5 protein-coding genes are annotated in these 17,456 nt (G+C 69.8%); 2 read left to right on the forward strand and 3 right to left on the reverse strand.

Translation table 11 applies throughout. The annotated features are described in order from the left end of the window. Positions 1-6 precede the first annotated feature (6 nt). Both NWFMUON74_RS10130 and NWFMUON74_RS10135 read right to left on the reverse strand, forming a co-directional pair. Positions 7-2,190 (reverse strand): RNA degradosome polyphosphate kinase, encoded by a 2,184-nt coding sequence (locus tag NWFMUON74_RS10130; protein WP_187687573.1) that lies wholly within the window; start codon positions 2,188-2,190, stop codon positions 7-9. Positions 2,191-2,256: 66 nt separating this feature from the next. After that, a complete protein-coding gene (locus tag NWFMUON74_RS10135; RefSeq protein WP_187687574.1) occupies positions 2,257-3,036 on the reverse strand; it encodes a CofC family guanylyltransferase in 780 nt (259 codons plus the stop codon). Positions 3,037-3,210: 174 nt separating this feature from the next. Between NWFMUON74_RS10135 and NWFMUON74_RS10140 the strand changes: the two genes are divergently transcribed. Both NWFMUON74_RS10140 and NWFMUON74_RS10145 read left to right on the forward strand, forming a co-directional pair. Then, positions 3,211-4,206 (forward strand): NAD(P)H-dependent glycerol-3-phosphate dehydrogenase, encoded by a 996-nt coding sequence (locus NWFMUON74_RS10140; protein ID WP_187687575.1) that lies wholly within the window; start codon positions 3,211-3,213, stop codon positions 4,204-4,206. A gap of 34 nt (positions 4,207-4,240) precedes the next feature. Then, positions 4,241-5,338, forward strand: coding sequence for a D-alanine--D-alanine ligase family protein (locus NWFMUON74_RS10145; protein ID WP_187687576.1), 1,098 nt, complete (start codon positions 4,241-4,243; stop codon positions 5,336-5,338). A gap of 27 nt (positions 5,339-5,365) precedes the next feature. Here the strand turns inward: NWFMUON74_RS10145 and NWFMUON74_RS35650 are convergent, their stop codons facing one another. Then, positions 5,366-17,239: a sigma-70 family RNA polymerase sigma factor gene (locus tag NWFMUON74_RS35650; RefSeq protein WP_342452781.1), complete on the reverse strand. Its 11,874-nt coding sequence runs from the start codon at positions 17,237-17,239 to the stop codon at positions 5,366-5,368. Positions 17,240-17,456: the final 217 nt, after the last annotated feature.

Genomic DNA, 17,456 nt, shown 5'->3' on the forward strand with positions numbered 1-17,456 from the left:
AGCGATTCACTGCTGACCCGGTCGCCGCAGCCGCATGAGGAACTCCTGGTGGTCGCGCACCTGTTCGTCGTGCACGTGGTCGGGATCGGGCTGGGCCTGCCAGCTGCCGTCGGGTTCCAGCACCCAGCAGCGGGTCGAGCGATGCAGCGCCGAATCGAAGACCTGCTCCAGCTGCTCGCACAGCCTGGCATCCTTCACCTGCGCCATGACCTCCACCCGCCGATCCAGATTGCGGTGCATCATGTCGGCGCTGCCGATCCAGAACTCGTCCTGCGCGCGGAAATGCAACACCCGCGAATGCTCCAGGAAGCGGCCGAGGATCGAGCGCACCTCGATGTTGTCGCTCATGCCGGGCACGCCGGGGCGCAGCCCGCAGATGCCGCGCACCACGATCTGCACCGGCACCCCGGCCTGCGAGGCCCGGTACAGCGCGTCGATGATCTGCTCGTCGACGATCGCGTTGGCCTTCAACCGGATCCGGGCCGGCAGGCCCTGCTGCGCCAGCTCGGTCTCACGACGGATCCGTTCGACGATGCCCGAGCGCACGCTCGACGGCGCCACCAGCAGATTGCGATAGTTGGCCTTGCGCGAGTACCCGGTCAGCGAGTTGAACAGATCGGTCAGGTCGGCGCCGATTTCCGGTGCGGCGGTGAGCAATCCGACATCCTCGTACAGCCGCGCCGTCTTCGGGTTGTAGTTGCCGGTGCCGATGTGGCAGTAACGGCGGATGGTGGCACCCTCGCGGCGCACCACCAGACAGGTCTTGCAGTGTGTCTTGAGGCCGATCAGACCGTAGACGACGTGCACACCGGCCTGCTCGAGCTGGCGGGCCCACTTGATGTTGGCCTGCTCGTCGAAGCGGGCCTTGATCTCCACCAGCGCCACCACCTGCTTGCCTGCCTCGGCCGCGTCGATGAGGGCGTTGACGATGGGGGAGTCGCCGGAGGTGCGGTACAGCGTCTGTTTGATCGCCAGCACCTGCGGGTCGGCGGCGGCCTGTTCGATGAACCGCTGCACGCTGGTGGAGAACGAGTCGTACGGATGATGCACGAGCACGTCGCCCTCACGCAGGGCAGCGAAAACGTTTCGGGGCGTCTCCCTTTCGCCGAACGCCGACGGAGTGGCCGGGACGTACGGGGCGTCCTTGAGATGCGGCCGGTCCACCCCGTACACCTGCCACAGGCACGACAGGTCCAGCAGGCCCGGCACCTGGATGACGTCGCCCGGATCGACGTCGAGTTCGCGCAGCAGCAGATCGAGCATGTGCTCGGTCATGTCGTCGGAGACCTCCAGCCGCACCGGCGAACCGAACCGCCGCCGCGCCAGCTCGCGCTCGAGCGCCTGCAGCAGGTCCTCGTCACGGTCCTCGTCGACCTCGAAGTCGGCGTTGCGGGTGATCCGGAACGAATGCTGTTCCACCACATCCATTCCCGGGAACAGCTGGTCCAGATGCGCGGCGATCAGGTCCTCCATCGGGAGGAAGGCCGCGAGCCGGGCGGTGGTGCCCTCGGCGGTGGTGCGGCGCACCCGCACGAAGCGATCGACATTGTCGGGCACCTTCACGCGCGCGAAATGCTCGCCGCCGGTCTCGGAATCCTTCACCGTGACAGCGAGATTGAGGCTCAGGCCACTGATGTAGGGGAACGGGTGCGCGGGATCGACGGCCAGCGGGGTCAGCACCGGGAAGACCTGATCCTGGAAGTACCCCGACAGCCGCCGCCGCTCCTCGTCGTCCAGATCCGACCAGCCGATGATGGCGATGCCCTGCTCGACCAGCGCCGGCTGCACCTGATCGAGGAACACCCGGGCGTGCCGGACCGCCAGATCCTGGGTGCGCTTGGCGATCAGCTCCAACTGCTCGGTGGGGGTCAGGCCGTCGGCCGACCGGACCGACAGACCGGCCTCGGCGCGCCGCTTCAGGCCCGCGACCCGGACCATGTAGAACTCGTCGAGATTCGAGGCGAAGATCGCGAGGAACTTGGCGCGCTCGAGCAACGGCTCCGACACGTCCTCGGCCAGGGCCAGCACCCGGGCGTTGAAGTCCAGCCAGCTCAGTTCGCGATTGAGGTAGCGATCGGCGGGCAACTGCGGTGTCGCGGTGTCGGAGGGCGGCGGTGTGGCCGCCGGTGGCGCGGCCGGTAGTCGCGGCGGCTGCGGGACGGTCTCCGTTTCACTCACACTCACGATCATCCCTTACCCTCGGGCGGTGTCACACGCAACACCACCGTTGCACTCTCTACGGCGCCGCTCCGGCGATCATCCAGCACACATGTGATTCATCGCGAACGTCCGTGTGTGCTCCCGGTGAACATGTTCGGGCCATCCGATGGCGTGCAGCGCGGCGGCGGTGGCCGGGCCGACACCCAGCGCGACGGCGCGGTGCAGGTCCGCCTCGGTGTCGACGTCGAGCCGCAGGCCGGGCCACTCGCCGTCGAGTTCCTTCGCGCCCGAGTCGCGGTGCCGCCGGGCCGAATCGCCGCCGAACAGCGGGTGCAGCGCGGCCGTGCCGTCGCGGATCAGGAGCGCGGCCGTACCGCGGGCCGCGTGGTCGGCGACGAACGCGCGACCGGTGGGAGCGGCGGCCAGCATGTCGGTCAGTTCGGCGGGACGCAAGGCGGGGAGGTCGGCTTGCAGGGCCAGCAGATGTACGGCGCCGTGGCGGGCGCGGACCGCCGCGGCCCCGGCGGAGAGGGCGATGTTCAGGCCGGTGTCGGTGGGCGGTGCCGGGGTGGTCGCGACCGGTGCCGTCGCAGTGTCATCGGGTGGCCCGGCGAGGTTCACGAGTGGTCGCGGCGTGCCGGCGGGATCCGGGTGCACGTCGGCGCCGAGAACCGCGACGGCGGCGGTGACCGCCGGGTCCGGCGTGACGACCGTCACCGAACCCAGGCCCGCGGCGAGTGCGGCCGAGACGGTGTCCGACAGCATGGCCAGCACCAAGCGCGACCGGTCGCCCGGGGGCAAGCGGTCGGCTAGTCGGCTCTTGGCGCGATCGAGGTGCTTGACCGCGATCACGGCGTGGACGGAATCCGGACGCATGGTCTCGAGTCTATGGGTGGTGCGCCGGGTGGCGCCGTCCTCGGTGACGAGGTGGACGGGATTGCCCGCTGTGCGGAGGATCGACGGGCCCGATCGTGCGGAAGCTCACAGGTGGGGCGTCGGGTTCGAGCGGACTCGGGGATGTCGGCCGGTCACGAGTGGCATATTGGCTGCATGACAAGGGCGGCGGTAATGGGCGCGGGGTCGTGGGGGACCGCGTTCGCGAAGGTTCTGAACGATGCGGGTACCGAGGTGACGGTGTGGGCGCGGCGGCCGGAGGTGGCCAAAGCGCTTGCGACCGAGCATCGCAACCCCGCGTATCTGCCCGACGTGCTGTTGCCGGGTATCGCCGCCACCGACGACTTCCGCGCGGCGCTGGACGGAGCCGACACCGTGGTGCTGGCGGTGCCGTCGCAGTCACTGCGGGCCAATCTCGCGGCGTGGCGCGACGCGATCGGCGCCGATGCCACCCTGCTGAGTCTGGCCAAGGGCATCGAGACGGGGACGCTGCTGCGGATGAGTGAGGTGATCGCCGAGGTCACGGGCGCTGCCGAGAACCGCATCGCGGTGCTGTCGGGGCCGAACCTGGCTCGCGAGATCGCCGCGCAGCAGCCCGCCGCCTCCGTGGTCGCCTGCGTCGATGCCGCGCGCGCCGAGGCGGTGCAGCACGCCTGCGGCACGGGTTATTTCCGCCCGTACACCAACACCGATGTGGTGGGGTGTGAAATCGGCGGTGCCAGTAAGAACGTCATCGCCCTGGCCTGCGGGATCGCGGCGGGAATGGGGTTGGGCGACAACTCGATCGCCAGCTTGATCACCCGCGGGCTGGCCGAGATCATCCGGCTGGGTGTGGCGCTGGGGGCCAACCCCGTCACCCTCGCGGGCCTGGCGGGGGTGGGTGACCTGGTGGCCACGTGCACCTCGCCGCTGTCACGCAACCGGTCGTTCGGTCACGTACTCGGCGCGGGCGGTTCCATGCAGGCCGCGCAGGAGGCCACGCACGGTCAGGTCGCCGAGGGGGTCAAATCGTGCACCTCGATCCGCGCGCTGGCCGAACGCAACGGCGTGGAGATGCCACTGACCACCGCGGTGCATCGGGTGTGCCACGAGGGGCTGTCGGTGGCGGAGGCGGTCGGGCAGTTGCTCGGCCGGCGGATGAAGCCGGAATGATTGGCCCGTACCCGGCCCGGGTACGGTTCGGTCTATGAGTCGGATCAGGGTGGCGGTCGTGTTCGGCGGTCGCAGCAACGAACACGCGGTGTCGTGCGTGTCGGCCGGTTTCGTGCTGCGCAGCCTCGACCCCGGGCGATTCGACGCCGTACCGGTCGGCATCACCCGCGCGGGCACCTGGGTGCTCGGCGGCTCCGACACCCGCGAACTCGCCATCAGCGACCGGGCCCTGCCCGCGGTGGACTCGACCGGGGCGGAGTTGGTGCTGGCGGCCGATCCGACCCGGGCCGGCAACCTGCTGGCACTCGGCGATATCGATGCCGGGCCCGGCGCGATCGACGTCGTCTTCCCGGTGCTGCACGGCCCGTTCGGCGAGGACGGCACCATTCAGGGCCTGCTGGAGTTGGCGGGCCTGCCGTACGTGGGGCCGGGCGTGCTCGCCAGTGCCACCGGCATGGACAAGGAGTTCATGAAGAAGCTTCTCCTCGCCGAGGGGCTTCCGGTGGGCGACCACGTGGTGCTGCGGCCGGGCAGGGTGACCCTCTCGGAGGCGGAGCGGCAGCGGCTCGGGTTGCCGGTGTTCGTGAAACCGGCCCGCGGCGGTTCGTCCATCGGCATCACGAAGGTGAACCGGTGGGCGGAACTCGACGCCGCCGTCGCCGCGGCGCGGCAGCACGATCCGAAGGTGATCGTCGAGGCGGCTCTCGTCGGACGCGAAATCGAATGCGGCGTACTGGAATTCCCCGACGGCCGGGTGGAAGCCAGTGTGCCCGCGGAGATCCGGATGCCGGAGGCCGACCACGCGGAGACCGCGGGCTTCTACGACTTCGACACCAAATACCTCGACGACGTGTGCGAGTTCGACATCCCCGCCAAGCTGAACGACGATGTGGCCCAACAGGTCCGCGATCTGGCGGTGCGCGCGTTCCGGGCGCTGGACTGCCAGGGCCTGGCCCGCGTCGACTTCTTCGTCACCGCCGACGGCCCGGTACTCAACGAGATCAACACCATGCCCGGCATGACCTCCATCTCCATGTACCCGCGGATGTGGGAGGCCACCGGCATCGACAACCGAACCCTCGTCACCACCCTGATCGACACCGCCCTGGCCCGCGGCACCGGCCTGCGCTGAACGGTTCGCGCATACGCCGCACGGCGCTCACGCACGGCTCTCGCGCGGCACGCCGAGCCTCTCGGCGACCTCCCGGAGAAATTCCGGGCGCGGCCGGACCGCCCCGTTCTCCCGCTCCGAAATGTATCGGGTCGGCCGGTCCATCCGCCTGCCCATCTCCGCCTGGGTCAGCCTGTGGTACAGGCGCATCGCCTTCAACCAATCGGCATCCGACACGTAATCGCTTCGGACCGGGATCGTTTCGCCGGCCGGATCCATCCGATAGCTGAATCCCCAGGCGTCCGCGAGGTCGTTCCACGGGCCTGCCCGATGCAATACCCGATGGAACAGTCTCAGCATCGTGAGGTCCCGGCCCGTGGCGGCAGGGTTGTCCTCGTGGTGTTCGATGGCCTCGACGAACAGGCCGAGCAGCCGTCCGGCATCCGTCCTGGTCAGGTGGTTCACGCGGCGGAAGTGCCGTAGGTATTCACCGAAGGATCCGGCCACGTACGGACTCGGGAAGAGCAACGGTTCCCGCGGCAGGTAGGTCGACCCCGCCGCGAATTCGTCGTAGGTCACATCGGTGGGGAACGGCAGGACGTCGAACAATTCCTCGACCACGTCTCGCGGCGGCCGGACGGTGCCGTTCTCCCACTCCTCGATGGTGGTGGGCCACTTGCGGATCCGTTCGGCCAGCATCGGCCGGCTCCAGCCCGCGGACTCGCGCAGATGTCGCAGATAGGCGCCGTTGTGCGGGTAGCCCTCCGGGTAGGCCGGCTCGCCGGTGGCCGTGAGCAGGTCCGGAAACAACCGGGCCACGGATCGGTAGGTCCGGCGGGCTCCGGGCACGCGGCGCAGCAGGGTGCGCACGTGCACACGGCGCAGCGTGCCCTCGCCGCGCTCGGCCGCGGCCCACGTGCCGGGCGGTGCTCCGATCAGGTCGTCCATGCGTTCCGGCGCGACACCGAGATATCGGCGCACATCCGGCAGCCATGCGGCCGGGTCGTCGTCCGAAGGGCCGGTGAATCGACCGATCGGCGGAATGTCCGGTGCGTCGGGCCCGATTCCGGCGTTCGACAACCAGCGTCGCGCCTGATCGGGCTCGAGCTGGTGCATCTCGAGGTACTCCGCGAGGCCCTGCCTCGGCAGGTTCGACCGGTCGGCCGTCCGGAACCAGTACCACTCGAGGAAGCGCGCCTCTTCCGCGCTGCGGCCGCCCTGCTGGGGAACCAGGCCGACGACGATGCTCGGCACGGCCGGGGGGAGGATGCCGTAGGACCGCGCGGCAGCCACGATCTCCGCTGTGTCACCGGTCCGGAATTCGCGAGCGAGATGCGCCTTGGCGGTGTTCACGTTCGCTGGCGTCAGGTCGAGCGCGTCGGCGATCTCCGCCGAGGTTCGGCCCGCGGCCATCATCGCGACGACGTGAATCTGGGTATCGGTCAACTTGTGGGGAAGGGTGACCGCCGGCCGCGGTGCGTCCGTGCTCGGGAAACCGACGCCCCACGGTGTCTCGTTGGTTCCGGGCTCGGTCATCTCGGCGGCCGGCACTCCCGCGATCGCCTGTGCGGCATAGTGATCCAGGATTCGGACGGTGGCGGCCGGGAGCTTCATCGCCGCCGCCGTCTGGTCCACGGTCAGCCCCCAGATCCGGCGCAACGTCAGGCTGCGGTGCTGAGCCGGGCTGGTCTTCGACAGTACGGACAATCGCTGCCGCAATTCCTCTCGGGTGAGCCGGATCAACTCGTCCCCCCGGGGTCCGGCGGCCACCTCCGGCGGTAGGGCCGAGCGGATGCGCTGCCGTTGTTCGGCGAAGTCGACGTACTGGCGAATCCTGTTCCCGCAGACGGTCGCCAGCAGCCGGCCGACGTCCGCGACGGGAGTGGTGCCGCGGCGCAGCGCCTGGAACGTCTCGTCGGTGATCCCGTGCGCCAGCGCCAGTCGCTGCTGCTTGTCGAGAGCCAGATCGCCGCGCTTCGCTCGCTGCTCCACGGCGGCCAGTGCACGCTGAAACACCTGGCGCCCGAACCGTTCTCGCAGCCGGTCCACGGCGTCCGGGGCGCGGCGCGCCGTGGTGTCCGGGCCGGTCGCGCGCGCGAGCGCCTCGGTGAGATCGGTGTAGGCGTCCCGGATTTCGGCTGGAATCTCCTGCTCGACGATGTGTCCCCGGGCGGGCGACTCCATGAGTCCGCGGACCTCACTGAGGATCGCGGACACGATCTCCGCGGGCGCGGTGAAACCGCCTGCCTCGGAACGCAATCCGTGACGGATGTAGTTGTCGACGGACACGTGCGGGGTCACTATGCCGATGTGGCGAACCTCGGGTGTCTGCTTCTTGATCGTCGCCCACACGCGCCGCGCGTGCTGCGGCGTGCACGCGATGACGAGCGAGTCGGTGCCGTGGCCGCGTTCACGCAGCAGTGCCACGGTATTGATCGCGTTCTGCCGGGTGTTCTGCGCGTGCGGCTCCTCGATGGCCCTCGCGGCGTTCAATCCGAGTCGCTCGGCGGCGACCCTGAACGTTTCCGACTCGGGCCGCCGCGAACCCGCCTCCTTCCCGGCCCAGCCGGAGAACACCACCGGGATGCCGCCGAGATCGTGCTCGGCGAGGAAATTCGAGACGACCGCGCTGGTGCCGATATCCGGGCTGCCGAACACGGCCACGGCATCGTATTCGTGCTCGGGCCGGAAAGCCCACTTCGGATCCCGGCTCAGGTAGTCCCAGACCGTCTCCAGGTTCGACATCATCCGCTCGGTATCGACGCCGCGATCCTGCAACTCCCGCAGCCACTGCGCGAACGCATCGTTCGCCGGAGCGACCGGAGCGACCGGAGCGACCGGAGCGACCGGGGTTGACGTGGTGGGCGTCGGGTCCGGTGTGGCCCGGTCGGCGCCCAGTTCGACGACCGGACCCGCGGCGAACACGGGCAGCATCGGCCGCATGTTCTCGAAATGTATTTCGCCGTAGGCGGCGAAGACCTTCGTGCCGGCGGCCATGTAGTCCCGGATCTTCTGTGCGGCGACGTGCTCCCGACGGACCTGGCAGGCGATGGCGACGGCGCGCACTCGGCTCTGCCGGGTACGTTCGTCCATGTCGGTGGTCTCGCTCAGCAGCCAGTTCTCGTCGAACTTCGCGAAATTGCGCGGAAAGTTGAGGTCCGGGTATTCGCGCGCCATGAGGCGGAAGAATTCGGTCCGGGCGTCGACGCCTTCGGGGAGCACGAACGAATACAGATCCAGCGCCTCTTGCAGGTGGCTGTCCATGTCCGCCACCTCTGCCCGCAGGCCCTGGGGCATCTGGCGCAGAATGTAGTACAGGAAGACCGCATCCCGATCGTGGCCCTGTTCGATGAGTGCGGCAACCTGTGCCGCGGGCTGCTCCTCGAGCGAGACGACGTCGATGTCGTGTTCTCGCCCGATATAAGCCATCATCGCCATCTCGCCGCGCGGTCCGGCGAACGATTCGCGTGCCGTCGCGCCCGGCTGCGGCACCCGGCCTTCGACCGCGATAACCCGATTCTGTCCGGCGGTTTCGGCGGCCCACCGCTCGGCCCGCCGGGTGAGCAGTTCCGACTGTGGATGGTCCGGATCGGAACGGTGGACGGTCCCGGCGAAGACGCTGCCGTCCCCGGTGAGCAGCCGGTGCGGTCCGGCGTCCGCGTCGGGACCGGTCACCCTGGACTGCCGCCCGGCTCGGGCTTCGGCATCGGATTCATTGTGCCGCACCGTAATTGCGGTGACCGCCACATCTTCCGCCCGATACCGGCCCGAGTAGGCCGCGGTGTCGGCGCCGGGGACGCGCGCCTCGAACCAGCCCGAGCGGGGGTCCACCGGGTCGGGGTGCAAGTCGACCGCGAGATCGGCCGGCCCCGGTCGCTGCCCGGTCAGTCGGTGATGCACGTCGGCGGCGTTGTCCTTCGCGGAGGCCAGTACCTGCTGCCAGTGCACGCCGGGGTGCTCGCGAGCGAGGCGCCGCAGGCTGCCGCGTTCCTCCCAGCGCGCGGTGAAGAACGCCCGAGTGGCCTCGACCGGCAGGTGTTCCCTGGCGTCGAGGCCGAGGGCACGGACGGTGCGCCGGGACGCGACGGCCGCGACCGCGCAGGAAGTGGTCCGAGCGGTCGCGCCCACCGTGTCGTCCGGCCATCGGGGGCCGTCGTCGGCGACGGTGATCGGCGCGTTCGACATGCCGAATTTCCGCAGCACCTGCTCCGTGCACAGCCGGACATTGTGCACGGAACTGCGCTCTCCTCCGAGGATTTCGGCGCTGTGCACGTCGGTGGGCAGCACGTGCGCGAACAGCGAGGCGTTCGGAGACGGCGCGGTTACCGAGCGAGGCCGTGCCGCGGTGACGCTCGACTCCTCCACGGTCGGGGCGGCCGACGCGGGCTCGGTCCGGCCGTGGTCGCGCAACACCCGCAGCGCTTGCTCGAGCACCGAAACGGTGCGTGAGTCGGTTTCCAGGTGCCGGACGACGAGGCCGCGCATCCGGGCGGAACGGCGTTGCGCGGACGACGGTTCCGCGGCCGCTGTCTCGAGCCGTGCCCGAAGTTCCCGCACGGCCTGGGCGGCGTCGCGCAGGACCGGCTCGTCGGGCAGCAGGTCCCGGCACGCGATCAATACCTCTTCCGCGCTGTGTATCCGATCGAGTCCGGCGGTGCGGTCGTAGGTCGAGGTCAGGGTGAGCAGGGCGTCGTTGAGCAGTGCCGACAGATACGGAGCCGCCGCGGCGGCCAGGTCCCGGGGTGTGCCGTCGCCGACCGCGGCGAACGCGGACGCGTGCTCGGCGAGCGCCGCGCGGGCCGCGGCCATGTCCCGCGTCGACGGCGTATCGGTGCCGCGCGCCAGTTCCGCGTTGGCGGCGGCGAGGAGGGCGAGGTCGATCTCGTCGCGCGCCGACGGCTGCTCGGTGGCGGCGGTGGACTCGTCGGCATCGTCGGTCCGATCGAGCAGCCCGAGCCGCAATGCCGTCAACGCGATCGGAGTTCGCCCTTCGACGCCGAGCCGGACGCCGATCCGATCTCTGCGACGCTGGACGGTGTACTCCGCCACCCCCAGCCGTCTGGCGATGATTCGGTCGGTCAATCCTTCGGTCATCAGGCGCAGCAGCTCGAGGTCCTGCGGCGACAGCCGGACGGACGTCGCCGCCTGTGGCCGGTCGCCGGTTCCGACCAGCCCGCGGTGCCTGGCCTCGGCCACCGCTTGGATCAGATTGCCGGCCCCGAGCAGCCGGACCGCGTTGGACAGATGGTTGCGAACGGTTCCCACTTCCAGGCCGAACCTCGACGCGATCTCCGGAACGGACAGACCCTCGTAAACCAGTGTGAGCACCTGCAATTCGCGCCGGGACAGCTCCCGGCCGTCGGCTCGCCACCTGCGGACCGGCCCCGACCCGCGCTCCGGCCCCTCGCCGGTGGGCGGCCCGAGGATGCGGCGCCGGCGATGCGAGCGGTCGGCCGGGTCGGGTCGGCGGCCGGGACGGGGCTGCAGGCCCTGGTCGGTCGCGACGAATTCGAGCACGAACGCCCGCTGCGCGCGCGGGAACGACTGCCGCCAGTTCGCGCGCGTCCGGACGCGGGCGACGCGAGTATCAGGGGCTTCCGGACCAGCGGCGCGAGAAGGGATATTGGTGTCGAAGATGACGACTTCGCCGGCGACGGAGGTGGCCAGGTATCCGTGCGCCCGGCCGCCGGCGTCGCCCTCGTCCACGACGATGACGGCGCTGTCCAGATCGTTGTCCGGGTCCGCGATGGCGTCGAGAAGGTAGCCGAGCGGGTCGTGGTTCTCGTCGGTGGTGGCCGCGATCGGCGTCGGGCTGAGGTGGCTGCCCAGGCTAGTTTCGAGTTCGTCCCAGCTGTCGGCGTCATCGGTGGGTATGAGGGCGCCGTCGTAGCCGACCGCCCATGCGGCGCGGACGGTCTGCACCACACACTTGCGGACGTGTTCGGGCACCGGGTGCGGCTGCGCGGGCTCGGCCGCCGGGGATGCGCCGTTGTCCCCGGCCGGGGGTTCGGTCCACGGGGTCCGACCGGCTCGGTTCGATCCGCTCCTTGCCGCGTGCCGCCGGTCGCTCCACGGCGTCGGGGCGTTCGGCTCCGATCCGGACACATCGTCGGCGTCGCTGTAATCCTCTGCGTGCCAGGGGAACTCACCGGCCGGGAGCAGACCGGCCGCTGTCTCGGCCACAATCCCGCGCCGCTGCGGTGTCCACCCGAACCGTTCTGCGGTAGCCCGCACCCGTTGCGCGGTCTCGGCATTGGTGCCGCCGCGACCGTTGAGCACTCGGTCGGCGGACACCTTGCTCACGCCCGCTTGTTCGGCGATGTCCGCCAGTGTCACCCGGCGCAGCGAGCCCAGCTCGATCGTCTGCCGCACCACGCCGGTGGGCAGTTCCGCCGCCAGGATATGGGCGATGCGGTACAGCGCCGTCCTGACGGTGCTCGGGCTCCGGTTCGTCGCTTCGGCGACCTCGGGCTGTGAAAGACCTTGCACCAGATATAGATCGGCGTATTCCCATTCGATCTGCGACAGCTGCGAGTAGCACGGCGTCAACAACTCCGGCTGGTTCGCCGCCACCGTCTCGACCAAGCTCAGCGCGGTACCGTCGGACAGCAGCACACCCGTCGACAGCAGGGTCGCCAAGCGCGGGGCGGCCACCTGGCGCAGCATGCTGATCCGGGCGGACGAGAGCCCCAGCGCTCTCGACTTCTCGGCGATGGTCAGCTCGTCCGAATACAGCAGCGTGCCGCCGACCCGATACGCCGGGGGGAGCATGTCGACGCTCGCCGCCAGGACGTCGGGGTCCGCCGCGCGGATTATCCGGAACGCCCGGCCACGCCGCGGATAGTCGACCGTTCCGGCACTCGCCACCGGAACCGGAGAGGTGCCGTCATCGCGGCCGACCACCACACCGGGCCGTCTGCTCGTCCAGCCGAGCCGTTCGGCCTCGGCGCGGATCCGTTGCGCGGTCCGCGGATCACCGCCGCCGGTGGTGAGCACCCGCCGCGCCGTCACCTCGCTCACGCCGGATCCCGCGGCGACATCCGCCAGCGTGGCTCGGCGGAGCGGGCCCTGACTCATATAGTGCCGCACGAGAATCGACGGCAGTTCCCGGACGAGCACCCGGCCGATTCGCTGTAGCAGCCGGTTGACCGTGTCCTGCCGGACACCGCGGGCGGCGGCGATATCGGCTGTCGACCGTCCTCGAGTCAGATACAGGTCGGCGTACAACCGTTGCGTCGGCGTGAGTTTCGAGAAGGCCTCCGCCAGGACGGCCGGGTCGTGCGCGGCAACCGCCTCGGCCAGCAGCAGATCCCAGTTCTCCGTGGTGAGCATCGCCGCCAGCAGCACCGCGATGCGATGCTGGGCCTGCCGGATCGAGGGGACCGGACGGTCCAGCCGTTGCGCGGCGGTGGTGGCGGAAACACTCTCCAGCAGGAGCAATCGGGCGACCTGCTGATCGCCCTGACTCAGGAACGGAATCAGCCGCCGCAGGTCGGCGGCCGGCGCGGCCCGGACGATCTGCAGTTCCTTGCCGCGGAGCTGGTAGGGCACCCGGTCGTCGTCACGCACGATCGGCACCGGTGAGCTCGACGTGGCCTCGTCGCCGTCGGCGACCACGCCCGGGCGTCCGCTCCCCACGCCGAGGCGCCGGGCCGCCGCGCGGATCCGTTCGATCGTCTCGGGATTGGCGTCGAGTTGACCGCGGAGAACCCGTTTCACGGTCGGCTCGCTCACGCCGGCCTCCCGGGCGACATCCATCCGGTTGGCCGCCCGGAGTCTGCCGCCGCTGAGGTATCGCTCTACCACGCCGGGCTCCAGCCCCGTGGCGAGCCGCTGTGCCAGTCGATGCAACCGGCGGCGCACCGATCGCGGCTTCCGCCCGAGGCTCGCGGCAATGTCCGGCACGGTGCGGCCATGGACGAAGTACGGCTCGAACCACTCCCGTTCCTCCGTCGACAGCGGTGGATCCACCGACTCGAGCAATTCGGGTTCGTGCGCCCAGACCGCCTCCATCACCAGCAGTGTCATTTCGTCGGTAAGGTCGGAGGCGACGGGCCGCGCCGGCGCGCGCCGCCGTTCGGGGGTGATCTCTTCGCCGGTCAGCATCTTCGCCACGGTGCGGATCCCGGAAGCCAGTCGTGGTTCGATGACGGATCGGCGTTGTCCGGTCGCCGCCGCGATATCGGCCACCGGTTGTCCCATGAACCAGCGCACGAAGCATTCGCGCGTCTCCGGCCGGAGACGCCGTACGAACATGCCGAGGTCTTCCTGCCGTTCGCCCCGCGCCGCGTCGATCACGGCCACCTCGGTCGCCAGCGTCTCGTCGGGCGGGGCCAGGGTCTCGTCGCCGGCGGCGAGCGCGTCGGTGAGCCCTTCGCCGTCCGCGGCGAGTGCCGCGAGGGCGGCGACGAACGGACCGCGCTCCGGCCGCGCGGCCGCGAAGGCCGCGGCCAGTTCGGCACGCGCTCGGGCGGTGAGGTCATCGATCGCCGCGCTCGTGGTCCCGAGTTGCTCGGCGACCTCCGCCGAGGAGTAGCCCTCGACCTCGACGAGCCACAGCACCCTGCGGAGTTCGTCGGGCAGCGATTCGAAGGCGCCGCTGATCGCCGAATCGCCCGCTTCCGCTTCCGTGTGCGCCGGTTCGCGATCGAGGTGTCGGCGGTCGAGCGTAGCCGCCTCTTCGACGGGCACCATCCGGTCGGCCCGGTCCCGGAACCTGAGTGCGGCTCGGCGGACGGCCTGCGCCAGGTAGGGCGCGAAACCCTCTTGCGGCCCGACTCCCCGGCGAATCTGCTCGAGCAGGGTGGCGAAGGTGTCGGCCACGACGTCCTCGGCGGCGGCTCGGTCACGGACGATCGGCATCGCGGCGCTGAGGGCCAGCCCGTAGTAATCCCGATACAGCCCGTCGAATGCCGTGAGGTCACCCGCTCGGATCGCGGCGATTCGTTCCTGGTCCCGAATGCGTTCGAGCTGCCATCGTTCCGGGATGTCTCCGTTGCGCCGGCCGTCGCTGGGTGGTCCTTGGATGGGGTTGGTGGTGCCGTGGAGGTTGGTGCCGGGTGGTGGTGGGGTGGGTTGGAGGGTGCCGTGGGGGGTGGTGTGGAAGTAGGTGATGAAGGCGCGGTGGATGTGGGGGTAGGACTGGGTCCATTGGGTGTGGGTGCGGAGGCGGGGGATGCGTGTGGGTTGGTGGGGTGGTGGGTTGGGGTTGTGGTGGGTGGGGGTGTTGGTGTCGTAGATGAGGGCGTGGGGTTGGCCGTGGGTGTCGGTGGTGTGGGTGATGTAGTAGCCGTGGGCGGTGGTGCCGTCGTCGATGATGATGGTGGCGCTGGTGGTGTTGTTGGTGGGGTCGAGGATGGTGTCGATGATGTGGTGGAGGGGGTCGGTGCCGGGTTGGGTGGTGGGGATGGGGATTTCGTGGAGGTGGGTGTGGAGTGCGGTGGTGAGGTCGTTCCAGGTGTGGGCGTGGGGGTTGGTGGGGATGGTGGCGTTGTCGTAGCCGTCGGCCCAGGCGGCGCGGACGGTGTTGGTGAGACAGCTACTCACATGCGACGGCACGATGTTCGAATTGCCCTGGGCCGCTGCGGATCCCGCAGCATCGGAACGACCGTTCCACGGTGTGCGAGAGTCGTGGGCGGCCGCGCGCGTCCGGCGCCACGGCGTGGGCGTGGGCGGCTGTGACGAGTCTCGGTGGGGAGGGGTGTCGTCCCCGAGCGCCTCGCGGAGAGTGTCGGTGGCCTCGACGAGGAGGTCCCGGACCGTTTCCGGCGGTAACCCGTGCGCGGCACCGATTTCCTCGAATGTGTAGCCCTCCACCAACTTCAGCACGATCTGTTCGATCGTCTCGCCGGCGGGCAGTCCGGACACCGCACGCCGCAGGTCGGCCCTGAAGTCGAACGCCGCCGCGGCGTCGCCCGAGGTTTCGTCCGCGGTCTCGGTTCGCCAGAGATCGCCTGTCTCGCGCCGCCCGGTAATGGTGTTCGTCCTGGTGTATCGGAGTGTCGCGTAGAAAGCCGACGCCCATGCGACCGCGACGAAATCGTCCACGGGTACAAAGGATTTGATGGCCTTGAGCACCGCTTCGGTCGCCGACTGCTCGAGGTCCTCCCGGTCGGCCGGACTGCTGGTCCAGCGGCGTGCCATGACCTGCGGGACCCACGCGTACCGTTCGAAGATCCGATTCTGTAGTTCGTGCTCCTCGGTCGAGCCCGGCCGGGTCGCGACCAGATCCCAGAACAACTGTTCGGTGGCGGGGTCGAGCGATGCCGCCTCGGGGCGAGAGTAGAAGCGCCGCAGCGCCTTCTGCAGCACGTCCGGCGAGAAACCCAGATTGTCCCGCAGCGTGCGCAAGACGATCAGCCGCGGCTTGCGGTCCTTCTCCATCGCTCGGATCGATCGGACGCTTCGCCCGGCCTGCGCGGCGAACTCGGAGCGGGTCGTCCCGGACTGCGCTTGGAAGTACCTACGCAGCGCCCTGATCCACTGGTGGACGGTGTCGTAGGCGTCCGGGTCGGGGACGGCGTCGGTGACGGGATCCAGGCGGGTGCCGTATCCCCAGGCGCTCGCAAGGTCGTTCCATGTCGTCGCCGACAGCGCGGCGGCGTCGACCACACTCGGCCCGGTCTCGCCGTCCTCCGCCACGATGTGGCGATAGAACCTCAGGGCCGTCGGCTCGCTCGCCGCGTGTTTCTCGTTCTCGACGACCTGCAGGGTGGCCTCCGGAATCCCGACGATCTCGGCGGTCTCGGCTCGGGTGAGATTGTTCCGGGTGCGTAGGTGCCGCACGTATTCGCCGAGTGACACCGACATCAGCGGGTCCGGAAATACGACGGGGCGGCGGGGGTAGGAATACGTCTCGGCGATCTGGTCGTAGGTCACACCGAACGGCGGGGCGAGCAGTTCGACGATGCGATGTACGGCCTCCTTCGGCGGCCCGTATTGCCCGTTCTCCCAATGCTTCACGGTGTCCGCCGACTTCCCCAGTTCGCGAGCCAGCCACGCTCGTGACCTGCCCTTGGCGTCACGGAGGAATCTGATGTACGCACCGACGTGCGGGTATCCCTCGGGATAGGCGGGGTCGTAGAACTTGGTGAGCAAGCCGTCGACGTGGTCCACCAGCGCGAAATAGGCCGTCCGTGCGCCGGGCACCCGCCGCAACAGGGCGCGCGCGTGTGCCGATTCGAGTGCTCGGTCGCCGCTTTCGATCGCTGCCCAGCTTCCCGGCGTCGCGTCGACCAGCGCGTCCATATCCGCCGGGGTCAGCCCGAGGTAGCCGCGGACCGCCGCGGGCCACGCCGCGATGCCGGTCGCCTCGGGAGCCGGGAACTCCGCCGAGGGCCGGGCGGCGTGCTCATCGGCGTCGAACCCCGCTTCGGTGAGCCACCGCCGCGCCTGACTCCACTCCAGACCGAACATCTCGATGTGGTCCGCCAGGCTTTGCCGAGGTGCGCCGGAGCTGTCCTCCACGAGGTTTCGGTACCACCGGAGAAGCCGCTCTTGCTCCGGGAACACCTCCGGCACTTGATGAGTCAGGTCGGCGGCGGCAGCCGGGGCGGGCGCGGAGGACTCGGGTCGGGCAGCTTCCGCGGGTGGCGCGTACGGGCCCGCGGGATGGTACCAGTACCCGGCGGCGGCCAGTAGCTCGCGGAGCCGGGCGGCTTGGTCGCGGCCGGTGCGGCCGCGAAGGGTCCGACGCGCCATCTCTTCGCTCATGCCGGCTGTCCTGGCGATAGCGTGCAGTCGCGGTTGCGCTGTGAAGCGGCCGGGAACGAACTCGCCGTCGACGAAACTCGGTGGGACGAAACGCTGTTCGACGAACACCGGGTCGATGATGTCCGCGAAGTTGTCGAGGCAGCCGAGCCAACGGGCGGCGACGAGCACGCGTTGCGCCGGTTCGGAATACGTCGGCTCCGCGCGGGTCATTACCGTCCGAACGAATTGCTCTGTGACGCCCGCCAATTCGGCAACCTCGGCGTGCGTCGGCCGCTGCTCGAATTCGTGGTCGCCGAGCCACAGCCCCCATTCGGCGACCAATGCCGAGTGCAGCGAATTCCGCTGCTGAGCCAGCCGCTGTAGGTGCTCGCGGGTGACGTCCTGCGGTGCGATGCCCAGTGCTTCGGCGGCATGGACGCGAATCGTC

This window comes from Nocardia wallacei, assembly GCF_014466955.1.
Lineage (GTDB): Bacteria > Actinomycetota > Actinomycetes > Mycobacteriales > Mycobacteriaceae > Nocardia > Nocardia wallacei.